This window comes from Rhodococcus pseudokoreensis (assembly GCF_017068395.1).
Classification (GTDB): domain Bacteria; phylum Actinomycetota; class Actinomycetes; order Mycobacteriales; family Mycobacteriaceae; genus Rhodococcus_F; species Rhodococcus_F pseudokoreensis.
In genome coordinates this window covers 313,594-329,904 of record NZ_CP070614.1, presented here as the reverse complement: position 1 = coordinate 329,904, position 16,311 = coordinate 313,594, and the positions used below count along the sequence as shown (strand labels likewise).

At 67.6% G+C, this 16,311-nt stretch carries 14 protein-coding genes and 2 pseudogenes; 10 read left to right on the top strand and 6 right to left on the bottom strand.

Going from position 1 to position 16,311, the window contains the following annotated elements:
- Positions 1–336 precede the first annotated feature (336 nt).
- Positions 337–720, top strand: coding sequence for a hypothetical protein (locus tag JWS13_RS01500; protein ID WP_206004055.1), 384 nt, complete (start codon positions 337–339; stop codon positions 718–720).
- 212 nt (positions 721–932) lie between these two features.
- Here the strand turns inward: JWS13_RS01500 and JWS13_RS01495 are convergent, their stop codons facing one another.
- The gene (locus JWS13_RS01495) at positions 933–1,553 is read right to left on the bottom strand and encodes an FHA domain-containing protein (protein WP_160098405.1); all 621 of its coding nucleotides are present in this window, start codon (positions 1,551–1,553) and stop codon (positions 933–935) included.
- A 386-nt stretch (positions 1,554–1,939) separates the two neighbouring features.
- Between JWS13_RS01495 and JWS13_RS01490 the strand changes: the two genes are divergently transcribed.
- From JWS13_RS01490 to JWS13_RS01480, 3 genes are read left to right on the top strand one after another with little or no spacing between them, the layout of a single operon-like run.
- Positions 1,940–3,175 (top strand): hypothetical protein, encoded by a 1,236-nt coding sequence (locus tag JWS13_RS01490; protein ID WP_206004053.1) that lies wholly within the window; start codon positions 1,940–1,942, stop codon positions 3,173–3,175.
- Positions 3,172–4,077 carry a hypothetical protein gene (locus JWS13_RS01485; RefSeq protein ID WP_241031996.1) on the top strand — a complete coding sequence of 302 codons (906 nt, stop codon included), beginning with the start codon at positions 3,172–3,174 and terminating at the stop codon, positions 4,075–4,077. Before JWS13_RS01490 ends, JWS13_RS01485 begins: the two co-directional genes overlap by 4 nt.
- Positions 4,078–4,084: 7 nt before the next feature.
- Entirely contained in the window at positions 4,085–6,085 is a 2,001-nt protein-coding gene (locus tag JWS13_RS01480) for a serine/threonine-protein kinase (protein ID WP_206004051.1), read from the top strand.
- Positions 6,086–6,307: 222 nt separating this feature from the next.
- Here JWS13_RS01480 and JWS13_RS01475 read toward each other — a convergent pair whose 3' ends face one another.
- Together JWS13_RS01475 and JWS13_RS01470 are read right to left on the bottom strand one after the other, a co-directional pair.
- A complete protein-coding gene (locus JWS13_RS01475; protein WP_206004049.1) occupies positions 6,308–6,613 on the bottom strand; it encodes a hypothetical protein in 306 nt (101 codons plus the stop codon).
- A gap of 544 nt (positions 6,614–7,157) precedes the next feature.
- Entirely contained in the window at positions 7,158–7,676 is a 519-nt protein-coding gene (locus tag JWS13_RS01470) for a hypothetical protein (RefSeq protein ID WP_206004047.1), read from the bottom strand.
- Between the two features lie 603 nt (positions 7,677–8,279).
- On the opposite strand from JWS13_RS01470, the gene JWS13_RS01465 reads away from it, so the two are divergent.
- From JWS13_RS01465 to JWS13_RS01455, 3 genes are all read left to right on the top strand, one after another.
- Positions 8,280–9,161, top strand: coding sequence for a hypothetical protein (locus tag JWS13_RS01465; protein WP_241031995.1), 882 nt, complete (start codon positions 8,280–8,282; stop codon positions 9,159–9,161).
- Between the two features lie 644 nt (positions 9,162–9,805).
- Positions 9,806–10,162 carry a hypothetical protein gene (locus tag JWS13_RS01460; protein WP_206004045.1) on the top strand — a complete coding sequence of 119 codons (357 nt, stop codon included), beginning with the start codon at positions 9,806–9,808 and terminating at the stop codon, positions 10,160–10,162.
- A 94-nt stretch (positions 10,163–10,256) separates the two neighbouring features.
- Positions 10,257–10,535 (top strand): hypothetical protein, encoded by a 279-nt coding sequence (locus tag JWS13_RS01455; RefSeq protein ID WP_206004044.1) that lies wholly within the window; start codon positions 10,257–10,259, stop codon positions 10,533–10,535.
- Between the two features lie 479 nt (positions 10,536–11,014).
- Here JWS13_RS01455 and JWS13_RS01450 read toward each other — a convergent pair whose 3' ends face one another.
- The gene (locus JWS13_RS01450) at positions 11,015–11,242 is read right to left on the bottom strand and encodes a hypothetical protein (protein WP_206004278.1); all 228 of its coding nucleotides are present in this window, start codon (positions 11,240–11,242) and stop codon (positions 11,015–11,017) included.
- Positions 11,243–11,760: 518 nt separating this feature from the next.
- Here JWS13_RS01450 and JWS13_RS01445 point away from each other — a divergent pair.
- Entirely contained in the window at positions 11,761–11,949 is a 189-nt protein-coding gene (locus tag JWS13_RS01445; protein ID WP_241032020.1) for a hypothetical protein, read from the top strand.
- Between the two features lie 67 nt (positions 11,950–12,016).
- Here the strand turns inward: JWS13_RS01445 and JWS13_RS01440 are convergent.
- A pseudogene (locus JWS13_RS01440) lies at positions 12,017–13,214 on the bottom strand (MFS transporter); the annotation flags it as partial.
- Positions 13,215–13,217: 3 nt separating this feature from the next.
- Positions 13,218–14,575 (bottom strand): annotated as a pseudogene (locus tag JWS13_RS01435) (FAD-dependent oxidoreductase).
- Between the two features lie 102 nt (positions 14,576–14,677).
- On the opposite strand from JWS13_RS01435, the gene JWS13_RS01430 reads away from it, so the two are divergent.
- Complete coding sequence (locus JWS13_RS01430) at positions 14,678–15,547, top strand: helix-turn-helix domain-containing GNAT family N-acetyltransferase (RefSeq protein ID WP_206004042.1); 870 nt, start codon at positions 14,678–14,680, stop codon at positions 15,545–15,547.
- A gap of 26 nt (positions 15,548–15,573) precedes the next feature.
- Complete coding sequence (locus JWS13_RS01425) at positions 15,574–16,104, top strand: DinB family protein (protein ID WP_206004247.1); 531 nt, start codon at positions 15,574–15,576, stop codon at positions 16,102–16,104.
- Positions 16,105–16,311: the final 207 nt, after the last annotated feature.

Here is a 16,311-nt window from a genome sequence, read left to right as displayed (position 1 = left end):
CATGTGTTTGTCGCGGATTTGTCGATGGCGATCAGCAACTTCTTGATTCCACTGTCCGATGTCACCGGTAGATCTCGGAGATCACCCCATCGGTGCACGCAACAACCTGGTGCAGATCGGGATCGACAGGCGTCAGAGGGATCATCCAGGGGTGACGTGTTCCATCCTGGTGTGGATGGTTTGCGAAGTGTCAGCCATCAGAATTGTGTACGCAAAGCGGTACCCCGACCTTTCGACTGTGATGCCCGCGAACACTTATCACGACGAAGTCCACCACCGCGCTCGGCGTCAGGACGAGTGCACGAACTAGTAAGTGAGACAATGAATAATAGATACTTGTACGGGCTCGCTGTTGCATCGGCCACGATCGTGCCCTTCATTGCCTTCGGATCCGGCATCGCCTCAGCCACCCCATCGGCGACCGTCGGCAGCAGCGCGGTCGCGTACGTCACCGGTGCAGCTCAGCCCGAACCCATCCCCGGAGCGGCTGATCAGCGGTGCTCAGGAAATCGGGTCGGAGTCGACGTGAACACCGGCGAGGACATCGTCTGCGTCTACTCCCGCGACTATTACCCGGATGGCGTCTGGGTCACCGCCCACATCGTCGGCGTCCACAACATTGGCGAACCATGCGAACCCTCGACCGACAACGCCTCACAAACGCCGGAGGGCGTTCCGCTCTTGTGTGTACAGGGCCAGGGGTGGACGCCTGGGCCATAGGCGGTGCAGTCGGTTCTCGTTGATCAGCACCTCCAGCAAGAACCCCGAATCCCCACCTCGGAGAGGCTACCCAGGTCTACCGCCTGATTTTCGGCGCGTACTACCGCCACCTCAGCATTTCGTGGGGCTGCGGCGCGGCTCCCAGTGCACCGACTTGTGGTGGCCCCGCACGGAGCGGGGGAGAGCCGGAGGGTCGGGGGATTTTCTCGGATTCACAGGTCGCTGGTGGTGATGATGCCGCTGTGTCGGGCGCGGGCGACGAGTTGCATCCGTTTCTGATTGTTCGGCAGATCCTCGAGGCCGAACTTCGAGAAGAGCACGCGGAGATGACATTTGATCGTGTCGACAGTCAAGAAGAGGTGGTCGGCGATCTCCTGGTTCGAGGCGGGGTGGGCATAGGCGGCGTCGTTCTTGTAGGGACGGCACAGCTCCACCAGGACCGCGAATTGCGCCGGGGTCAGGGCGGCGCGGGTGGGCAGGGCGTCGGCGGTGCCCGTCATCTCCCCGCTGGCCGCAATGAAGGTGCGGAAGGTCAACGACGAGGATCCGATTCGGATGACGTCACCGGCGTGGAGTCGTCGGCGCCCACTAAGGCGGTCGCCGTTGACGAAGGTGCCGTTGCGGGAGAGTCCGTCGTCGGTCACCGTCCAATAGGATCCGATCCATTCGATGGTGGCGTGCAGCCGCGACACGTTCGGATCCGATGGCAGCGCGATATCGGCCTTCTCCGAGCGGCCCACGGTGATCCGCGGTGCGTCCACGGACAACACGAATTCGCGGGTGCCGTATCCGCCATCGAGATAGCAGAGAGTCGGTTCGCTCAGTGCGTTCATCGCCGTCCTCCGCGCAATTTCGGGCACACGACTTTCGGTCGGACGCTTCGCCCTGTTGCCAGTCTAATTCCGCAGGTCGACGCGGCACCATGGCCGGTGTGCGGTTCCCTCCCGCACCGGCGTGCCGCATCCGACGAGGGGTGATAAGGATCCACCCGGCGGGTGATGATTCGCCCGCGGCCAGCACATCACACTGAAAGTCGACCACTTCGACCCGAGAAGATGCCATGCCTCGAACCCGTCACCACACCCACCACGTCCGCCAGGAACTCGGTGCGCGTCGGGTATTGCCCCAGCGCGCAGCACCGGCGCAGACTGAAGGTACCGAACGCGCACCCGAGGGGGTGGGGCAGATGCCCCGACCTACCCGCTGGCGGCGGGCGGTCATGGTGATGTCCACCCTTGGGGTAGTCGGCGCTCTCGGGTTTTTCGGGTTCCTCTCCGGGCCCCCGCTTGCGGTCGCGGCGCCACACTCGGTGGCCACCGATGGTGTGCGGCAACAACCCGTCGCGCCGTGGCCGACGATGCCCCAGCTTCCTCTCCCAGGCTTGGGAGAGAGTCTCGACCCGGCCCCGTACCCTGCTGCTGACCATCAACAGCCGATCTGCGTACCCGGAAGTGTGCAGTGTTCCCCACCGCCGCTCGAGATTCCGCAAGAACCGCAGCTGCAGATCGACGAGCTGCCGCAGCTGCCCCAGCAACAGCAGCAGCAGTACGAGGAGATTCCGCAGCTGCCCCAGCAACAGCAACAGCAGTACGAGGAGATTCCGCAGCTGCCCCAGCAACAGCAACAGCAGTACGAGGAGATTCCGCAGCTGCCCCAGCAACAGCAACAGCAGTACGAGGAGATTCCGCAGCTGCCCCAGCAACAGCAACAGCAGTACGAGGAGATTCCGCAGCTGCCCCAGCAACAACAGCAACAGCAACAGCAACAGTACGAGGAGCTGCCACAACAGCAGCAAAACGGCGGCACTGTTTGTTCTCCGCCGAATCCACTGTGCACGCCGCCGGAGATCCCCCCGCTTCGAACCAACGAGGGCATTTGCGACCCACCCTGCACACCGGCACGGGAGATTCCCGATTCCCCGTCGCTGGGACCGATCCCGAGTCCGGTAGTCCCTGTTCCTGGGCCGATCGTGCCGGTTCCGGGGGCCGCCCCGGTACCAGCAGTTCCGGGGGTCGTCATCCCCGGTGCCGCGGAGCCAATACCGGTGCAGGGCCTCGAGCTCAGTGATCCGGCGGTGGCGCCGGGCGCCCTCGTGACGGCCTCGGGTTCGGGGTGCCCCCCGGGTGCCGGGGTGGCGCTCTCGGTGGAGGGTGTCCGGGCGGGCGAAACCCAGGCTGATGCGGCCGGTGCATTCGAGGCCCCGATCAACCCGGTTGTCGCCGACGTTGGGCGCCATCAGGTGTCCGCCGAATGCGGGCCGGTCCTGACCGCGCCACTCGATATCGTGTTGGTCAGTCAGGCCACCGGATCGACCGCCACCTCGGTGGTGATCGTCTTCTTCCTCCTCATCGGCCTATTGCTCTACCGACGCCGCCTGCTCACACCGCAGTCGTACCGCGCGCAGCCGCAGTCGGATCTTGAGGAGCCCCAGCCCGATCTTGGAGAGCGGTCATGATCGCCCGGTGGCTCGTTGCGGTCGCGGTGGCCCTCGGCGCAGCGGTATTCGCCGCTCCCGGCGCCGGCGCAGCCGAGCCAGTTCAGATGTCGGTGACCGTCAACGGTCAGGACGCTGCCTCGGCCGGCCCGACCAACCCCGTCCGCCTCGACCCGCACAGTCCGGCCCGCGTCCAGATGACACTCGCCAACAACACCGCAGATCTTGTCACCGTCGGTGCCGTCGACGTGTCCGGTCATGTCCTCGGGTTGACCTTCTTCTCGTATCACACCGCGGTCGGCCTGACCGTGGAACCGGGACAGACCCAGACCCTCGACTTCGAACTCGATCCATCCGGCCTCGACGGGCAGGCCACCGGCCTGATCAACGGGACGGTCACCGTCACCGACGTAGACGGTGCCGTCCTCGCCGAGACGGCCACCGTCACCGATGTGCGCGGCTCAATGGTGTCGGTGTACGGGCTGTTCGGGCTCGCCCTGGCAATCCTCACCGCGCTGGCGGTGCTCGACGCCGCTCTCGGCATTGCCCGGCGCCGGCTGCACGAGAACCGGTGGCGACGGGCCATGCGGATGCTCACCCCGGGCATCGGGATCGGGCTGGTGCTGGCCTTCACCCTGTCGGCGACCCGGGTGTGGGTGCCGACCCTGGATCGGTGGCTGCTCCTCGCCGGCGGGTTCGCGGCCGGCTTCTTCCTGCTTGGCTACCTCACCCCGACCCCGGACACGGCGGAAGACTTGGACGAGGACTTCGGCGACGAGATGGACGAGAACGAAGACCTCATGGACGAGGACGAACGGACCGGGCGGATCGGTGACGCCGCCACCGACCGGTTCTCGCCGAGCACCTCTACCCCGGTGCGGCCGCCGGACACCCGCCCCTTCACCGACCGACCCACCCCCTGACCGGCACATGGAAACCGACATCGATCGTGTCGCCGCCGCCCTCCCCGCATACGAGGTGGGCGGCGAACTCGGCCACGGCGGATGGGGAGTCGTACTCGCCGGACAACACCGCGCCCTCGGACGCCCGGTCGCGATCAAACAACTCCCGCCCGCCTTCGCCACCGACCCGGCCATCCGGCGACGGTTCACCGCCGAGGGCCGGCTGCTCGCCTCCCTCGACCACCCGCACGTGGTGCCCGTCTACGACTTCGTCGAACACGACGGCCTGTGCCTGCTGGTCATGGAACTGCTCCCCGGCGGCACCGTATGGAACCGGTTCACCCGCACCGGATTCAACGCGCATGCCGCCGTCGCGGTGGCCCTGGCCTGCGCCGCCGGGCTGACCGCCGCCCACAACCGGTCCATCCTGCACCGCGACATCAAACCCGAAAACCTGTTGTTCGCCGCCTCCGGGGCGATCAAGGTGACCGACTTCGGCATCGCCAAGGTCATCGGCGGCAACGAAACCCTGGCGACCAAGGCCGGCGACGTCCTCGGCACCCCCTCCTACATCGCGCCGGAACAGGCCCGCGGCGGCGAGCTCACCCCCGCCACCGACGTCTACGCGCTGGCCACCATGCTCTACGAACTCCTCGCCGGGGAACTGCCGTTCCCGGCCGCCGACGACGCGATGGCGTTGCTGTTCATGCACGCCTTCGACGACCCCACCCCGCTGCAGGAGACCGCCCCCGCCGTCCCCGACTCGATCGCCGACGTGGTCATGCGCGGACTCGCCACCGATCCGACCCTGCGTTACCCGTCCGCCGAGGCCTTCGGGATCGCGCTGGCCTGCGCCTCCACCGGACGCTGGGGTCCGGGGTGGCTGACCACCGAGGGCATCCCGGTGATGGGAGCCGACACCATCGTCTCGGCGACCGGTCTCGGCCCCCCGCACACCCCGACTATGACCGACGGCGACGAGCATCCACCGTTGCCGTTGACGCGCCCACACGCCGCACCCCGGCGGCCCGTCCCGGGCTCTCCCGGCACCGAATCGCACCGGGCCGACCCGGCAGCAACCACTGATCCGACGGCAACCGCCGACCCGACGGCACCGACCGCCTCACCCGACGTGACGGCACCCGGGTCGCGTGCCACCGAGCCGCCGCCGACGGTGCGGCCGTCGATCACCGTCCACGCCCGCGGTGCCCGCCTCGCCGACGTCTCCGGCGCCGACCTCGTCAACGTCCGCACGGTCGTGAAGCTCCCCTCCCCCCGCATTCCGCTGCTCATCGCCGCCGCCCTGGCAGTCATCACCGTTCTGGTGGCCTTGCTCGGTCTCGGTTCGCCCCCGATCGATGTGCCCCCGATCGGCGCCGTCACCGTCGCCGGCGCGGACCCGGCCGGCGGTGCGCCCGTCCCCCTCGATCTGACCGCGCCGATACCGGTGACGGTGGCGGGAGCCGGACTCGCCGACGCCGCGACCCTGGCCCTCGACGTCCTCGACATCCCGGTCAAGAACACCGACGCCGCACCCCTGATCAACCAGGGCGGTGCCGCGGCCGCGACACTGCCCCCACTCGGCGGACAGTACTTCGTGGCCGGAACCCTCACCGGAACCCTGACCCTGCTCCAGGCCGGTCAGGTGCTCGAAACGTGGACGTTCCCGGTCCGCACCACGCAGCTGGCGACGACCACCGCGGCCGCCGTCGGACTCGCCGCCCTGGCGCTGTTCGCCGTGGCCTACCTCGAATCGTTCCTGCGCTCGCTGCGCCGGGGCCGGGGCCGGATCACCGGAATCATCGGTGCCACCGTCACCGCCGGCGTGCTCGGCGCCGTGATCGTCGGCGCCCTCTGGATTCTCACCGCTCGTCCACCGACCACCACCACCGTGGTGGTCTGTGCGGCAGTCGCGGCAGGAGCCGGGGCCGCCGCCGCCATCGGCGCCGCCCGCATCGGCCGCCGCCGCCGCTACCGCCGAACCCACCGCAACACCAGATCCGCGGGCACCACCACCGACCAGCGGTAAGACGCGTACCCGCCGACCGCATCGCCCGGGAACGACCCATCCCCCGGGCGCGGCCACCCGTGGCGCCAGCCGCGAGCCACGAATCTCCGGAGAGCGCGGCCCGATGCCGGGCCATCCGGTCCTCGTCCGCAGCACGAAGTGAACGGCGGAAGTGGGACTGTCGCCGCGGATCGCGGCATCCACCTGAGGATGAAAGAGGTTGTCGCACAGTGGATGGAGCGGCTACGGGATCTCCGGAGGATCGGGCAGGCCGATGGTGGGGCCCGGGAAGGCGATCCCGTCGGTGCCGACACCGACAGCACCGACGGTGATCCCGGGCAGGGAAACACCGGGGATGGAGACGGAGACGGTCGGTGCGGGCGGCGCAGCCGAGGGCTCGGGCGCGGTAGCCTCCTCCGGCTCTTGCCGGCTGTAGCTCTCCCGCGGGCCGCTGTCGTTGGTTACCGCGCCGGCGATTCCCCCGCCGACGGACAGGGCAACTGCGGTGAACGCGATCAGCGGGACAGCGAATTTCATAGTGTTCGACATGGTCAAACTCCTTACGTGATGAGGTCGTGAGAGGTCTGGGGCCTCCCGGTACGGTACGGATATCGCCGAGATCAGCCTTCGGCCTTTGGACTCACCGTCGATCCCGAGAAAAGTGCTTCGATTGGGCGCTCCGGCGGGTAGGGAAGCCGGTGGTCTGCGGCAACTTCAGCGGTCGTGACCGCCCCGCGGGCCTCCTACCGGCCCGGTCGCGATGTCGTGCGCGTCGACGTGGGTTCGATGGATGAGGATGCGGCACTCGTCCCCGGCTGGGTGGTTGCCGCAGCAGTGGTCGATGCCGCCGGAAGGGGAGTTTCGACGCAGCGTGTTCGGGTCGGCCCGCCGCCTTGCCATGCTCGGTGTGATCGTCGTGGCGGAGGCAGACCGCCCCGCGCACCATCCTCCCGATGGCCCGATGCCCCGGTGTTCTCGGGATAAATGGCTCGCCGCAGGTCCAATGGCGTGGATCTGGACCCCCAGGGCCGGTCCTGTGTCTCCGTGGGCCGGCCCTGGGGAGTTCGCGATCCTTATGGGCAGTGGATCGGGATCAGCAGACGAACGGAATCGGGATGACGCAGGGGCCGGGGCCGCCGCCCTGCGCAGGTGCCTGCTTGATGGTGCCGCCGTCGCCTCCGGGGGCCACTCCACCGTTGCCGCCGGCACCGTTGCCTCCGAGGCCCCAGCCGCCGAACCCGCCGCCGCCGGTGGTCGGTCCCGTGGTGGCGTCACCGGAGCGTGCGTTGCCGCCGTCGCCGCCGCTGCCCACCTCGCTGTTGCCGTTGCCGCCGCCGTTGTTCAGCCCGATGGTCGGACCGCCGAAGGAAATTCCGGGGGCACCGGCGCCGCCGTCACCGGCATTGGCGTCGCCGCTCTCGGCGTTGCTCTGCGCGTCGCCGCCCGTACCGGGCGCTCCGACACCCGGTGCCCCGACACCGGGTGCACCCGGAGCGCTACCCCCCGCACCCCCGGGCGCCGCCGGTTCGGCGGACGCGATTCCCGCACCCGCCGACAGCGCGAAGGCTGCAATGGCAATCGCCGTGATGGTGCGCTTCTTGATGTTCGCCATGTGAAACCCCTTGTGTTGCTTGCTGGTTTTGCTGTCCTGACAAGATTCCCGCGAAATGAAGCGAATTGATATCCTCGGCAGGTCTGAAGTTCCTCACCCCTGCATCGGCAGGGCATCGATACGCCCGCGCCCGGCGCTGTTGTGTCGCGGCGCCCCCGAACCCGTTGACACACACCCTTCGCCCGGCACAAGACGGATCTCCAAACGAATTGGTGTAATGCCGATTTCGGTACGATGACACCACCAGCGGGACCGCACAGGACATCCGGCGCTCCGCAGACGATCCAACGCAACCCCTTCGGGGACAACGCCTTGCAGCATGATCGGCAGGAAGATCGATCGGCCCGAACTCGACAGGCGACCGCGCCGAGGAGAGGACTCTCCGCTGACCCTGAGGTGGAAGTCGTGTCCGCATCGGGGTGTGTTCGTCCGATGTCGGGCCCGGTCGTGGATGCGCACACGAAGCGGGTTGAGCGGGTGCACGAACTCCATGGGGTGAGGAACTTCCACCCCGCTGTCGAGGATCCCACTGCTTGTCCGGGAGAAGCTAGCAAGCGTTGATCGGCACGGATCGCTGCCACCCCCGTCAAAGAAAGACTCACCATGAGGCCCACCGCCCTTCGCCAGGCTCTTCTGATCAGTGCTGTCGTACCCGCAGCTCTCCTACTCCCCGCACTGGCCTCGGCCGCCGAACCCACGGCGGAAGGTAGCCAGTCGGCATTCGAGCGCGAGATCGACAAGATCGGGTGGCACGATGGCTTCGAGATCACCGTCGACAAGGTGACCGCGAAGCCGGACGATGCCACGACGACACTCGATTTCGACCTGAACTACAAGAACCTGGTCGGAGTCAGCCACACCCCCACCGACAAGGCCTACCTCGAAGTCGATGGCGCCGTGGTCAAGCTGTCCTTCGACAGCCCCGAGATCGCCGGCGGCGGACAAGCGTCCGGCACGGCGACCGCCTCCCTGAAGACTTCGTCGGACGCACCCGACGTCGACGACGTCGTCGACAGCGTCGTCCTCGTTTACGGCCAGGCCGACCAGAACCAGACCCGAATCCCGCTCGCCGAACACGACAGCGTCGAGAGCATCGAGCCCAGGGGCATCCCGGCCGGGATGACATTCGGAACCGACATGGAGATCACCCTGGACGAGGCGTTCCTCTGGCCGAGCTACCAGACCGGGGAGAAGGACAAGCACGAGGTCTGGGTCAAGATCCACGCACACTGCGGACGCTGCTCGACCGGCGGCTTCTCCGATGTCAACCCCGGCGACTTCGAACTGACAGGACCGGACGGCCAGTCCAGCCGCGGCGACAAACGCGGCGGATTCATCTCCGAGAACGTCTCCTCGATCAACAAGATCGAAGGCGAGTGGATCGTCTTCGTCATGGACGAACCCACCCCCGGCGCATACACCTTCCTGTGGGAGAACAGCAACCCGGCAAAGCCCGCGCAGGCCTCGACACAGATCACCCTCTGACCACCGAACGGCCAGGGCGCGAATCCCTGCAGCACCCACATAACGGCCACAGCGATGCCGACCATGGACAAGGGAAGAACAATGAACAAGAACATCACTCGGGAGACCCTCGCATCTGCTGCCCTTCCGCCCCCGAGCCTCCTCGGATCGGGCGTCGCCCGTGCCTCACCGGTTCTGAAGCCGACTCCATTTCCCAAGGTCGGCCCTCCCCGGTGGGGCGATAGCGTCGACCGAATCGTGGACCTGCCCCATGTACCAGGGCCTCCCCTAGGAACGGTCTCGCACACAGACTTCAGCCGGTCCCAGGGGTACAGTGTCACGCCGCTGGTCGGTAGCTATGCGGCGGGGCCGGTGAACAGCGTCTACTTAAGGATCAGGTGGCGTTGCATTTCCATCCGGAATGTCCGGGTAATCAGGCTTTCCGGCGTGGAGTGTGGCCCGTGTCACGCGACCGGGCTTCGCTCGGAATCTGTCGAGCCTTTTTCGAGCGGACCTCGAATCAAAAAGATTGCATCCGATCCACCGGATCTTCACCCCGGCAGTCTCAGGACCGCCTTCAGACCACCACGCGTCCAAGGTATCCGGCGGGATGGGCCAACCGTTGGCAGCCGAACTCCTGGACGTACATCAGAAGGGATCGAATCATGAACAGCGTGTGGCGAGCCGTCGGTGTTTCCGTCAGCCTTGCAATAGCGATCGCCCTCTCGTCGGGGCTCGCTTCAGCCGACCCGGTGTTGATAAGCGGCGACCCGACCCCCGGCGTCCAGGGCTCTTTGTACCTCGACGACGCCAAGGACCCTGCATGGACGTGCGCGGTGTTCGCAACGGCGGGGATAGGGACCGCCGTCGTACCGCCGGGATTGGGCGTTGTCACCCACCCTGGCGGTTATGTCGGATTTGGTCCCGCACTCCCGGGTTATTATTCGGGACCCGCCGGTGTGAATGGGCTCTGCTTCAATGCCGTCCTCGAATTCACCGCCATTCCCGGGAATGTGGGATGAGCCAATGCGACAAATCCGCTCGCGTGGAGGTTCCCCACTGCAGAACACACCGCCATCAGCACCAGCGGCAGCGGCAGCGGCATCGGCATCGGCCATGATCGGAGACGACTCCGCGAGCGGCGTCGTCCGCACCCTCACCGTCCAGCTCACCGAGCTCAAACGGCGTCACCGTGACGAGATAGGCGCGCTCAGTCAAGCGCTCGAGGCCCCACACGGCGAGATCCTCGAAGACGAGGTCGCTCCGAGGTTGGTGGACGGCCGATTCGACTTCGATGGCGCCGCCTGCGCGATGAGGTGGGGTGTGTTTCGTGGGACGTCGGGCCGCGGCGGCCTGGGGGCGTGCACTCGCCCCCAGGGCCGCGCGCGGCGGTGACGGCCCTCAGCGGCCGAGGGGTAGCGGCCAGAGGGTCTAGCTGCCGCGGGTCCAGCCGACGATCCCGCGGGCAGCGTGAACGGTGGATACCCCTGCCGGCGCCGAATACACGCGGTCTCGCCGAATACACGGATTGACCCAATGCGGTTCTTCATCCGGTGGCCGTCCCCGCAGCCTGATCCGTCCCGGTGAGGGATTATCCCCGGTCAGGCGCCGCGTCAACACGAACCCAGGCCTAACGACCAGCGAGCACACCAGATCGCGTCGCTGAAGGATGGCGTTCGACATGTCGTCGGCATGATTCGTCTGGATGTGCGATCGCGGACACCGGTGGGGGCGAGTAGGCAACGCACACCGGAAATTGTCGGGCGCGCCGGATCGAATCCCTTATGTCGGCACTTGCAGAAAGCAGGTACATTTCGTGGGGTTCGGTGCCTACGCGTTCCGATCGACCGCTGCCCGGAGGGCAGATTCTTCGGTCATTGCCGATCTTGGGCAGCCATCGCGACCCGGTCGAGCACCACCGGCACGCTCGACGAGATCGGACGCTTCGTCCGGAGGCCGCGCAGAACATTCAAAAGCCCGCTATTGCCATTCGGCCGAATCACCACCCCGTACCGCGCGATCGAGGTGGAGCCGACGAAGGAGATGGCCTCGATCGCGGGTTTGGTGAGCAGCTCGTCCACGGCGATCTTGCCGACCCCCACCGCACACACGTCGGACGGCGCCCCTAATCAGGGGGACGCCGTCCGCGAGCACGAACATCTGGTTACCAAGCTGCATGGTTGCGCGGGGTGAAATGCGGCCTCGGCGTCAGAGAACCCCCTCGTCCTGACGCAGGCCCACCGCGCTGAGCCCAGTTAGTGGGCCGTGCTTATGCGTGGGTGCCTACAACTCGTGCTGGGTGCCACGACCGAGAGGTGGAATCTTCTCTTCCGATTCGACCTTGGTCTGCCGTGGATCCGTACCTCAGGTCTACCCCGCATATCCCGTTAAGGCAATGGACGTGCATCCGGGCGCCCCCGGGCGATGCCTCCCGCTCATCCTGTAGCCGAGCCGCACAGGTCACCGACCTGATCCGCTGGGGGCGACAGACCTCACCCCAGAGGCGTACAAAGGAAAGACACCGATGAGGCCCGGCACGGTGGCAACAGAGGCCACCACCCGCGCGAAATACGTGACTGGTGGAGCGATCTCCTCTCGTCCTACACCGAGGGGACATCGCATGAGCGTTCCGTTGGTGCCGCGGGCACGATCGGATGCGTACTGGGAGAAGCAAATCTTCGAGGAAGCGCACGCCGGCGAGAATGCCGAAGCGAGTGAATCCACAGCGGCTGCGAAACGCCCGACCATGGTTGACCACAGCCGTGGGCTCCGCAACATCGCCGCCCCGCCTGCAGATCACGGCGAGTAGTCAAGTCACCTCGGGCAGTTCGCGTCCTGGCTTGCGGGATCGTCTGCCCTGGACCCTTTTCGCCCACGCGGGGCATGCTTACGGTCGCCACCATGGCGGCGAGCACGGCTGCGGCGGCGAGGACGAGGTAGGCGTGGGCGTAGCTGCCGGTGAGCGACGACAGGGCTGTCCCGGCCCACGGGGCGAGGGCCATGACGATGACGACCGGCGCGGACATCAGACCGTTGAGGCGCCCGTAATGGGTGGCACCCCACCGGTCGGTGATCGCGGTGGCCTGGATCAGGGTGAAGATCCCGCGGATCAGCCCGGCACCGATCGCCACCCCGATCAACGCGAGGGTGGTGGACGCGATCCCGAGCAACGCCGTAGACGCGGCGGTGGCGGCGAGGATCACCACGATCCGGGTGCGCGGTGGTGCGCGCCGCCAACGGCAGGTAGCCGAGGCGGCCGAGGACCTGCCCCGCACCGCCGAGACCGAGGGTAAGCGCGGCCAGGGATGGGGAGAAGCCCTGCTCGATCAGCAAAGGCACCAGGTTGAACACCCCAGCGAACGCGGCGAACGCGCCCAGGCTCAGTGCGATCACGAGGGCCGCGAAGGCGCGGCTGCGGGAGGCATCGCGGTGATCGACCGGATGCGTCCCGGTCGGGACGGGTGGGTGCGGCCACCGCCCACGCAAACCCAGCAGGTGCCCGGGCACGGTGATGATCGCCAAGATGACGGCGAGCACGAGATACGTGGCCCGCCAGTCGTATCGGTCCACCAAGGCCGCGGTCAGCGGGGCGAACACGGTGCTGGCCAACCCCGCGGCGAGGGTGAGGATCATCAGCGCCTTGACGTAGCCGTCGCCGTACCAGCGGGTCAGCGCCGCGAACGCCGGCGGATACAGCACCGCGCCCATCGCGATGCCGGCGGCGATCCAGCCGGCGTAGAACACCGGCAGGTTCGGGGCGGCCGCCACCACCAACAGGGACGGGACGGCGAGGACGGATCCGGTGGTCATCACCGCCCGCGGGCCGATCCGGTCGATGATCCGCCCGACCGGGATGCCGGTCAGGGCGGCGGCGAGCTGGGACAGGGAGAACGCCGCCACGATCACCGGCAGCGACCACCCGGTGTCCGCCGAGATGGACACCGACAGCACCGGAAACGCGTAGTACAGGATGCCCCAGCTGGTGATCTCGGTCAGGCACAGCACCGCCAGGACCCGCCGCAGACCGGCCCCGTCGAGAGACGTGGTCTGCGGCAGGGCCCTGGTGTCCGTCATCGGTTATCCGCCCGCACGGGCGGTGAGATTGATCAGCGCCAGGTCCGGAGCGGGGCAACACCCACCGGAGGCGTCCTCGGCGTCGGCCGAGGTGTTGTCGGGGTCGTCGAACACCCCCGCCCCGCCACACACCCCGGTCTCGGGCAACGTGAGTTCAACGCGGGCCGCGGACTCGTGGTCCCCGTCGAGGACGGCGGCGATGGAGCGGACCTGCTCGTAGCCGGTCATCGCCAGGAAGGTCGGGGCGCGGCCGTAGCTCTTCATCCCGGCCAGGAACACATTCGGTTCCGGATGCGACAGCTCGGCCACCCCGTGCGGGTAGACGGTGCCGCAGGAGTGCACGTTCGGGTCGATCAACGGCGCCAACTGGGTCGGGGCCTGCAGCACCGGGTCGAGGCCGAGGCGGATCTCCGACAGCCAGGACAGATCGGGCCGGAACCCGGTGAGCACCACCACCCGATCGACGTCGTCGATGCGGGCACCGGTGTCGGAGACCAACACCACCCGGTCACCGTCGTCGGCGGGTTCGATGGTGGCGGTGCGGAATCCGGGAACCACCGTCAGCAGTCCGGCGTCCACGGCCGCCTTGGCGCGCAGGCCGAGGGCGCCGCGGGCGGGCAGCTGGTCGTCGTCGCCGCCGCCGAAGGTGGAGCCGACGTCGCCGCGGCGCAGCACCCAACGGATCCGGGTGCCCGGCGCCTGCTCCTCCAAGTCGGCCAAAGCGACGATCGCGGTCAGCGCCGAGTGCCCGCTGCCGGCGATCACGATGTGCTTGCCCGCATACCTCGCTCGCACTGCCTGGTCGGCGAGATTCGGGACCCGGTACTCGATGACATCGACGGCGTCGCGCTCGCCGAGGGCGGGCAGGCCCTCCCCGCCGAGAGGGTTGGGGGTGGTCCAGGTGCCGGAGGCGTCGATGACAGCCTGCGCGGTGATGCGGCCCTCGGTGCCGTCCGATCGGCGCAGGTGCACCGACAGTGGTTCGGTGTCGCGGCCGGCGTCGACCACCCGGTCGCGGCCGCGGCGGCCACCCCTATCACCTCGGTGTTCAGCTGCACGATGTCGTCGCCGAGCGCGGTCGCCAAGGGGACCAGGTAGTCGCGGGTCCAGTCCTGGCCGGTCGGGTATCCGTCGTCGTCCGGGGCGGTCCAGTCGGTGGTGTCGAGCAGGCGGCGGGCGGCGGGGTCGATCAGTTCACCCCAGCGGGAAAACAGCCGCACGTGATTCCACTCCGCGATCGCCGCACCGGCGCTCTCACCGCGTTCGAAGACCAGCGGCGTCAGGCCGCGTTCACGCAGTTGTGCGGCGGCGGCCAGGCCGACCGGTCCGGCCCCTACGACGACTACGGGCATGGTGTTCATCTCGAAAATCCTTCCATCGATGTTCATCGATCCTATGATTTTGGAGAGTATCGATATCCGTCGATGAATGCAACCATCGACGGATATCGATATAGTGAACTCATGACTTCCCTGGACATGCCGGCCGTCCGCACCCCCGGCGCCGATCAGGTGGATGCGTTGGCGCCGGACGATGCGGTCACCTACGCCGGGTGGTTCGCCTGCCTGGCCGACCCGACCCGAGTCCGGCTGCTGCATCAGGTCGCCAGCCATCCCGCGGGCATCACCGTCGGTGAGTTGGCCGAGGCGCTGGGGATCGGGCAGCCCACCGTCTCGCACCACGTCCGCAAGCTCGCCGACGTCGGGTTCGTCACCGCCGAAAAGAACGGCACCAGCACCGTCGTCGTGGTCAACCCGTCCTGCTGCACCAGACTCCCGCACGCCGCCGACGCGGTGATGGGCGTGCTCACCCCGCGCCCGTGCTGCCCGGACGACCTCCCCGACGACGTCACCGTCCGCCCCATGGCAGACGGCGACTGGGAGACGGTGCGCCGGATCTACGGCGAGGGGATCGCCACCCGCACCGCCACCTTCACCACCGAAGTCCCCACCCGGGAAACCCTGGACGCACAGTGGCTGCCCGGGCATCGGTGGGTCGCCGAGATCGACGACGTCGTGGTCGGCTGGGCCGCGCTGACCCCGACCTCCGGGCGGGACTGCTACCAGGGTGTCGCCGAGAACTCGATCTACGTCGCCGACGGGATGCGCGGTCGCGGCGTCGGCAAGGCCCTGCTGCGCACCCAGGTCATCGCCGCCGACGAGGCCGGAGTGTGGACGCTGCAGACCTCGATCTTCCCGGAGAACCGGGCCAGCATCGCCCTGCACCACTCCGCCGGATTCCGCACCATCGGAGTGCGCGAACGCATCGCCCAACTCGATGGCATCTGGCGCGACACCGTCTTCCTCGAACGCCGCTCCCCAGTGGCCGGATAATCCCCTCGAACCGCCTGTGGCACATGATGTCCGAGCCGCCACCTGTTGATCGTGCCGCAATCGCCGCCGACCTCGACCGCGCCCGGCGGGCACTGCACGACCTCCTCGATCACGCCTCGCCGGAGGACTTCGAGCGCCGCTCGAACGGCACCCGCTGGACCAACGAACAGTTGCTGTTCCACATGGTGTTCGGCTACATGGTGGCACGCCGACTCCTGGTGCTGGTCCGGGTGTTCTCCCGGCTGCCCGACCCGATCGGCCACGGATTCGCCCGCGCCCTGGACGCCGGAACACCGGTGTTCCACCAGATCAACTACCTCGGATCGTGCGCGGCGGCGACCGTGTTCAACCGCCGCCGGATGGGCCGACACTGCGACCGTGTCATCGCCAAACTGCAACGCTCCCTGTCCAAGGAATCGGAGACGAATCTGCGGCGCAGCATGGCATTCCCGGTGCGCTGGGATCCGTTCTTCACCGAGACCATGACCCTCGAACAGGTCTACCGATACCCGGGCAAGCACTTCGACTTCCACCGCGACCAGCTCACACTCGGCTGACGCATTCAGCCGAGTGCCACAGCGCGCAGTCAGGCTTCCTGAGGAGGACTCCGCCAGCGACTCCGGGAGCTGGCGGGGCCCGGTTCACGGCAACGAGTCGAGGCATCAGTCGCACGTAGGCGACCATGCCGATCACCTCGCGTGCATCCTTCCGAACCAACCGGCGTCTATAGGTGTGCCGACATCCCGGCACCCGACATCGAGTAC

Coding starts and splice junctions, on each gene's coding strand:
- JWS13_RS01430 (WP_206004042.1), top strand. CDS start 14,678: ATGACTTCCCTGGACATGCCGGCCGTCCGCACCCCCGGCGCCGATCAG.
- JWS13_RS01470 (WP_206004047.1), bottom strand. CDS start 7,676: ATGGCGAACATCAAGAAGCGCACCATCACGGCGATTGCCATTGCAGCC.
- JWS13_RS01480 (WP_206004051.1), top strand. CDS start 4,085: ATGGAAACCGACATCGATCGTGTCGCCGCCGCCCTCCCCGCATACGAG.
- JWS13_RS01445 (WP_241032020.1), top strand. CDS start 11,761: ATGAGCGTTCCGTTGGTGCCGCGGGCACGATCGGATGCGTACTGGGAG.
- JWS13_RS01460 (WP_206004045.1), top strand. CDS start 9,806: ATGAACAGCGTGTGGCGAGCCGTCGGTGTTTCCGTCAGCCTTGCAATA.
- JWS13_RS01465 (WP_241031995.1), top strand. CDS start 8,280: ATGAGGCCCACCGCCCTTCGCCAGGCTCTTCTGATCAGTGCTGTCGTA.
- JWS13_RS01485 (WP_241031996.1), top strand. CDS start 3,172: ATGATCGCCCGGTGGCTCGTTGCGGTCGCGGTGGCCCTCGGCGCAGCG.
- JWS13_RS01495 (WP_160098405.1), bottom strand. CDS start 1,553: ATGAACGCACTGAGCGAACCGACTCTCTGCTATCTCGATGGCGGATAC.
- JWS13_RS01425 (WP_206004247.1), top strand. CDS start 15,574: ATGTCCGAGCCGCCACCTGTTGATCGTGCCGCAATCGCCGCCGACCTC.
- JWS13_RS01490 (WP_206004053.1), top strand. CDS start 1,940: ATGGTGATGTCCACCCTTGGGGTAGTCGGCGCTCTCGGGTTTTTCGGG.
- JWS13_RS01475 (WP_206004049.1), bottom strand. CDS start 6,613: ATGTCGAACACTATGAAATTCGCTGTCCCGCTGATCGCGTTCACCGCA.
- JWS13_RS01455 (WP_206004044.1), top strand. CDS start 10,257: ATGATCGGAGACGACTCCGCGAGCGGCGTCGTCCGCACCCTCACCGTC.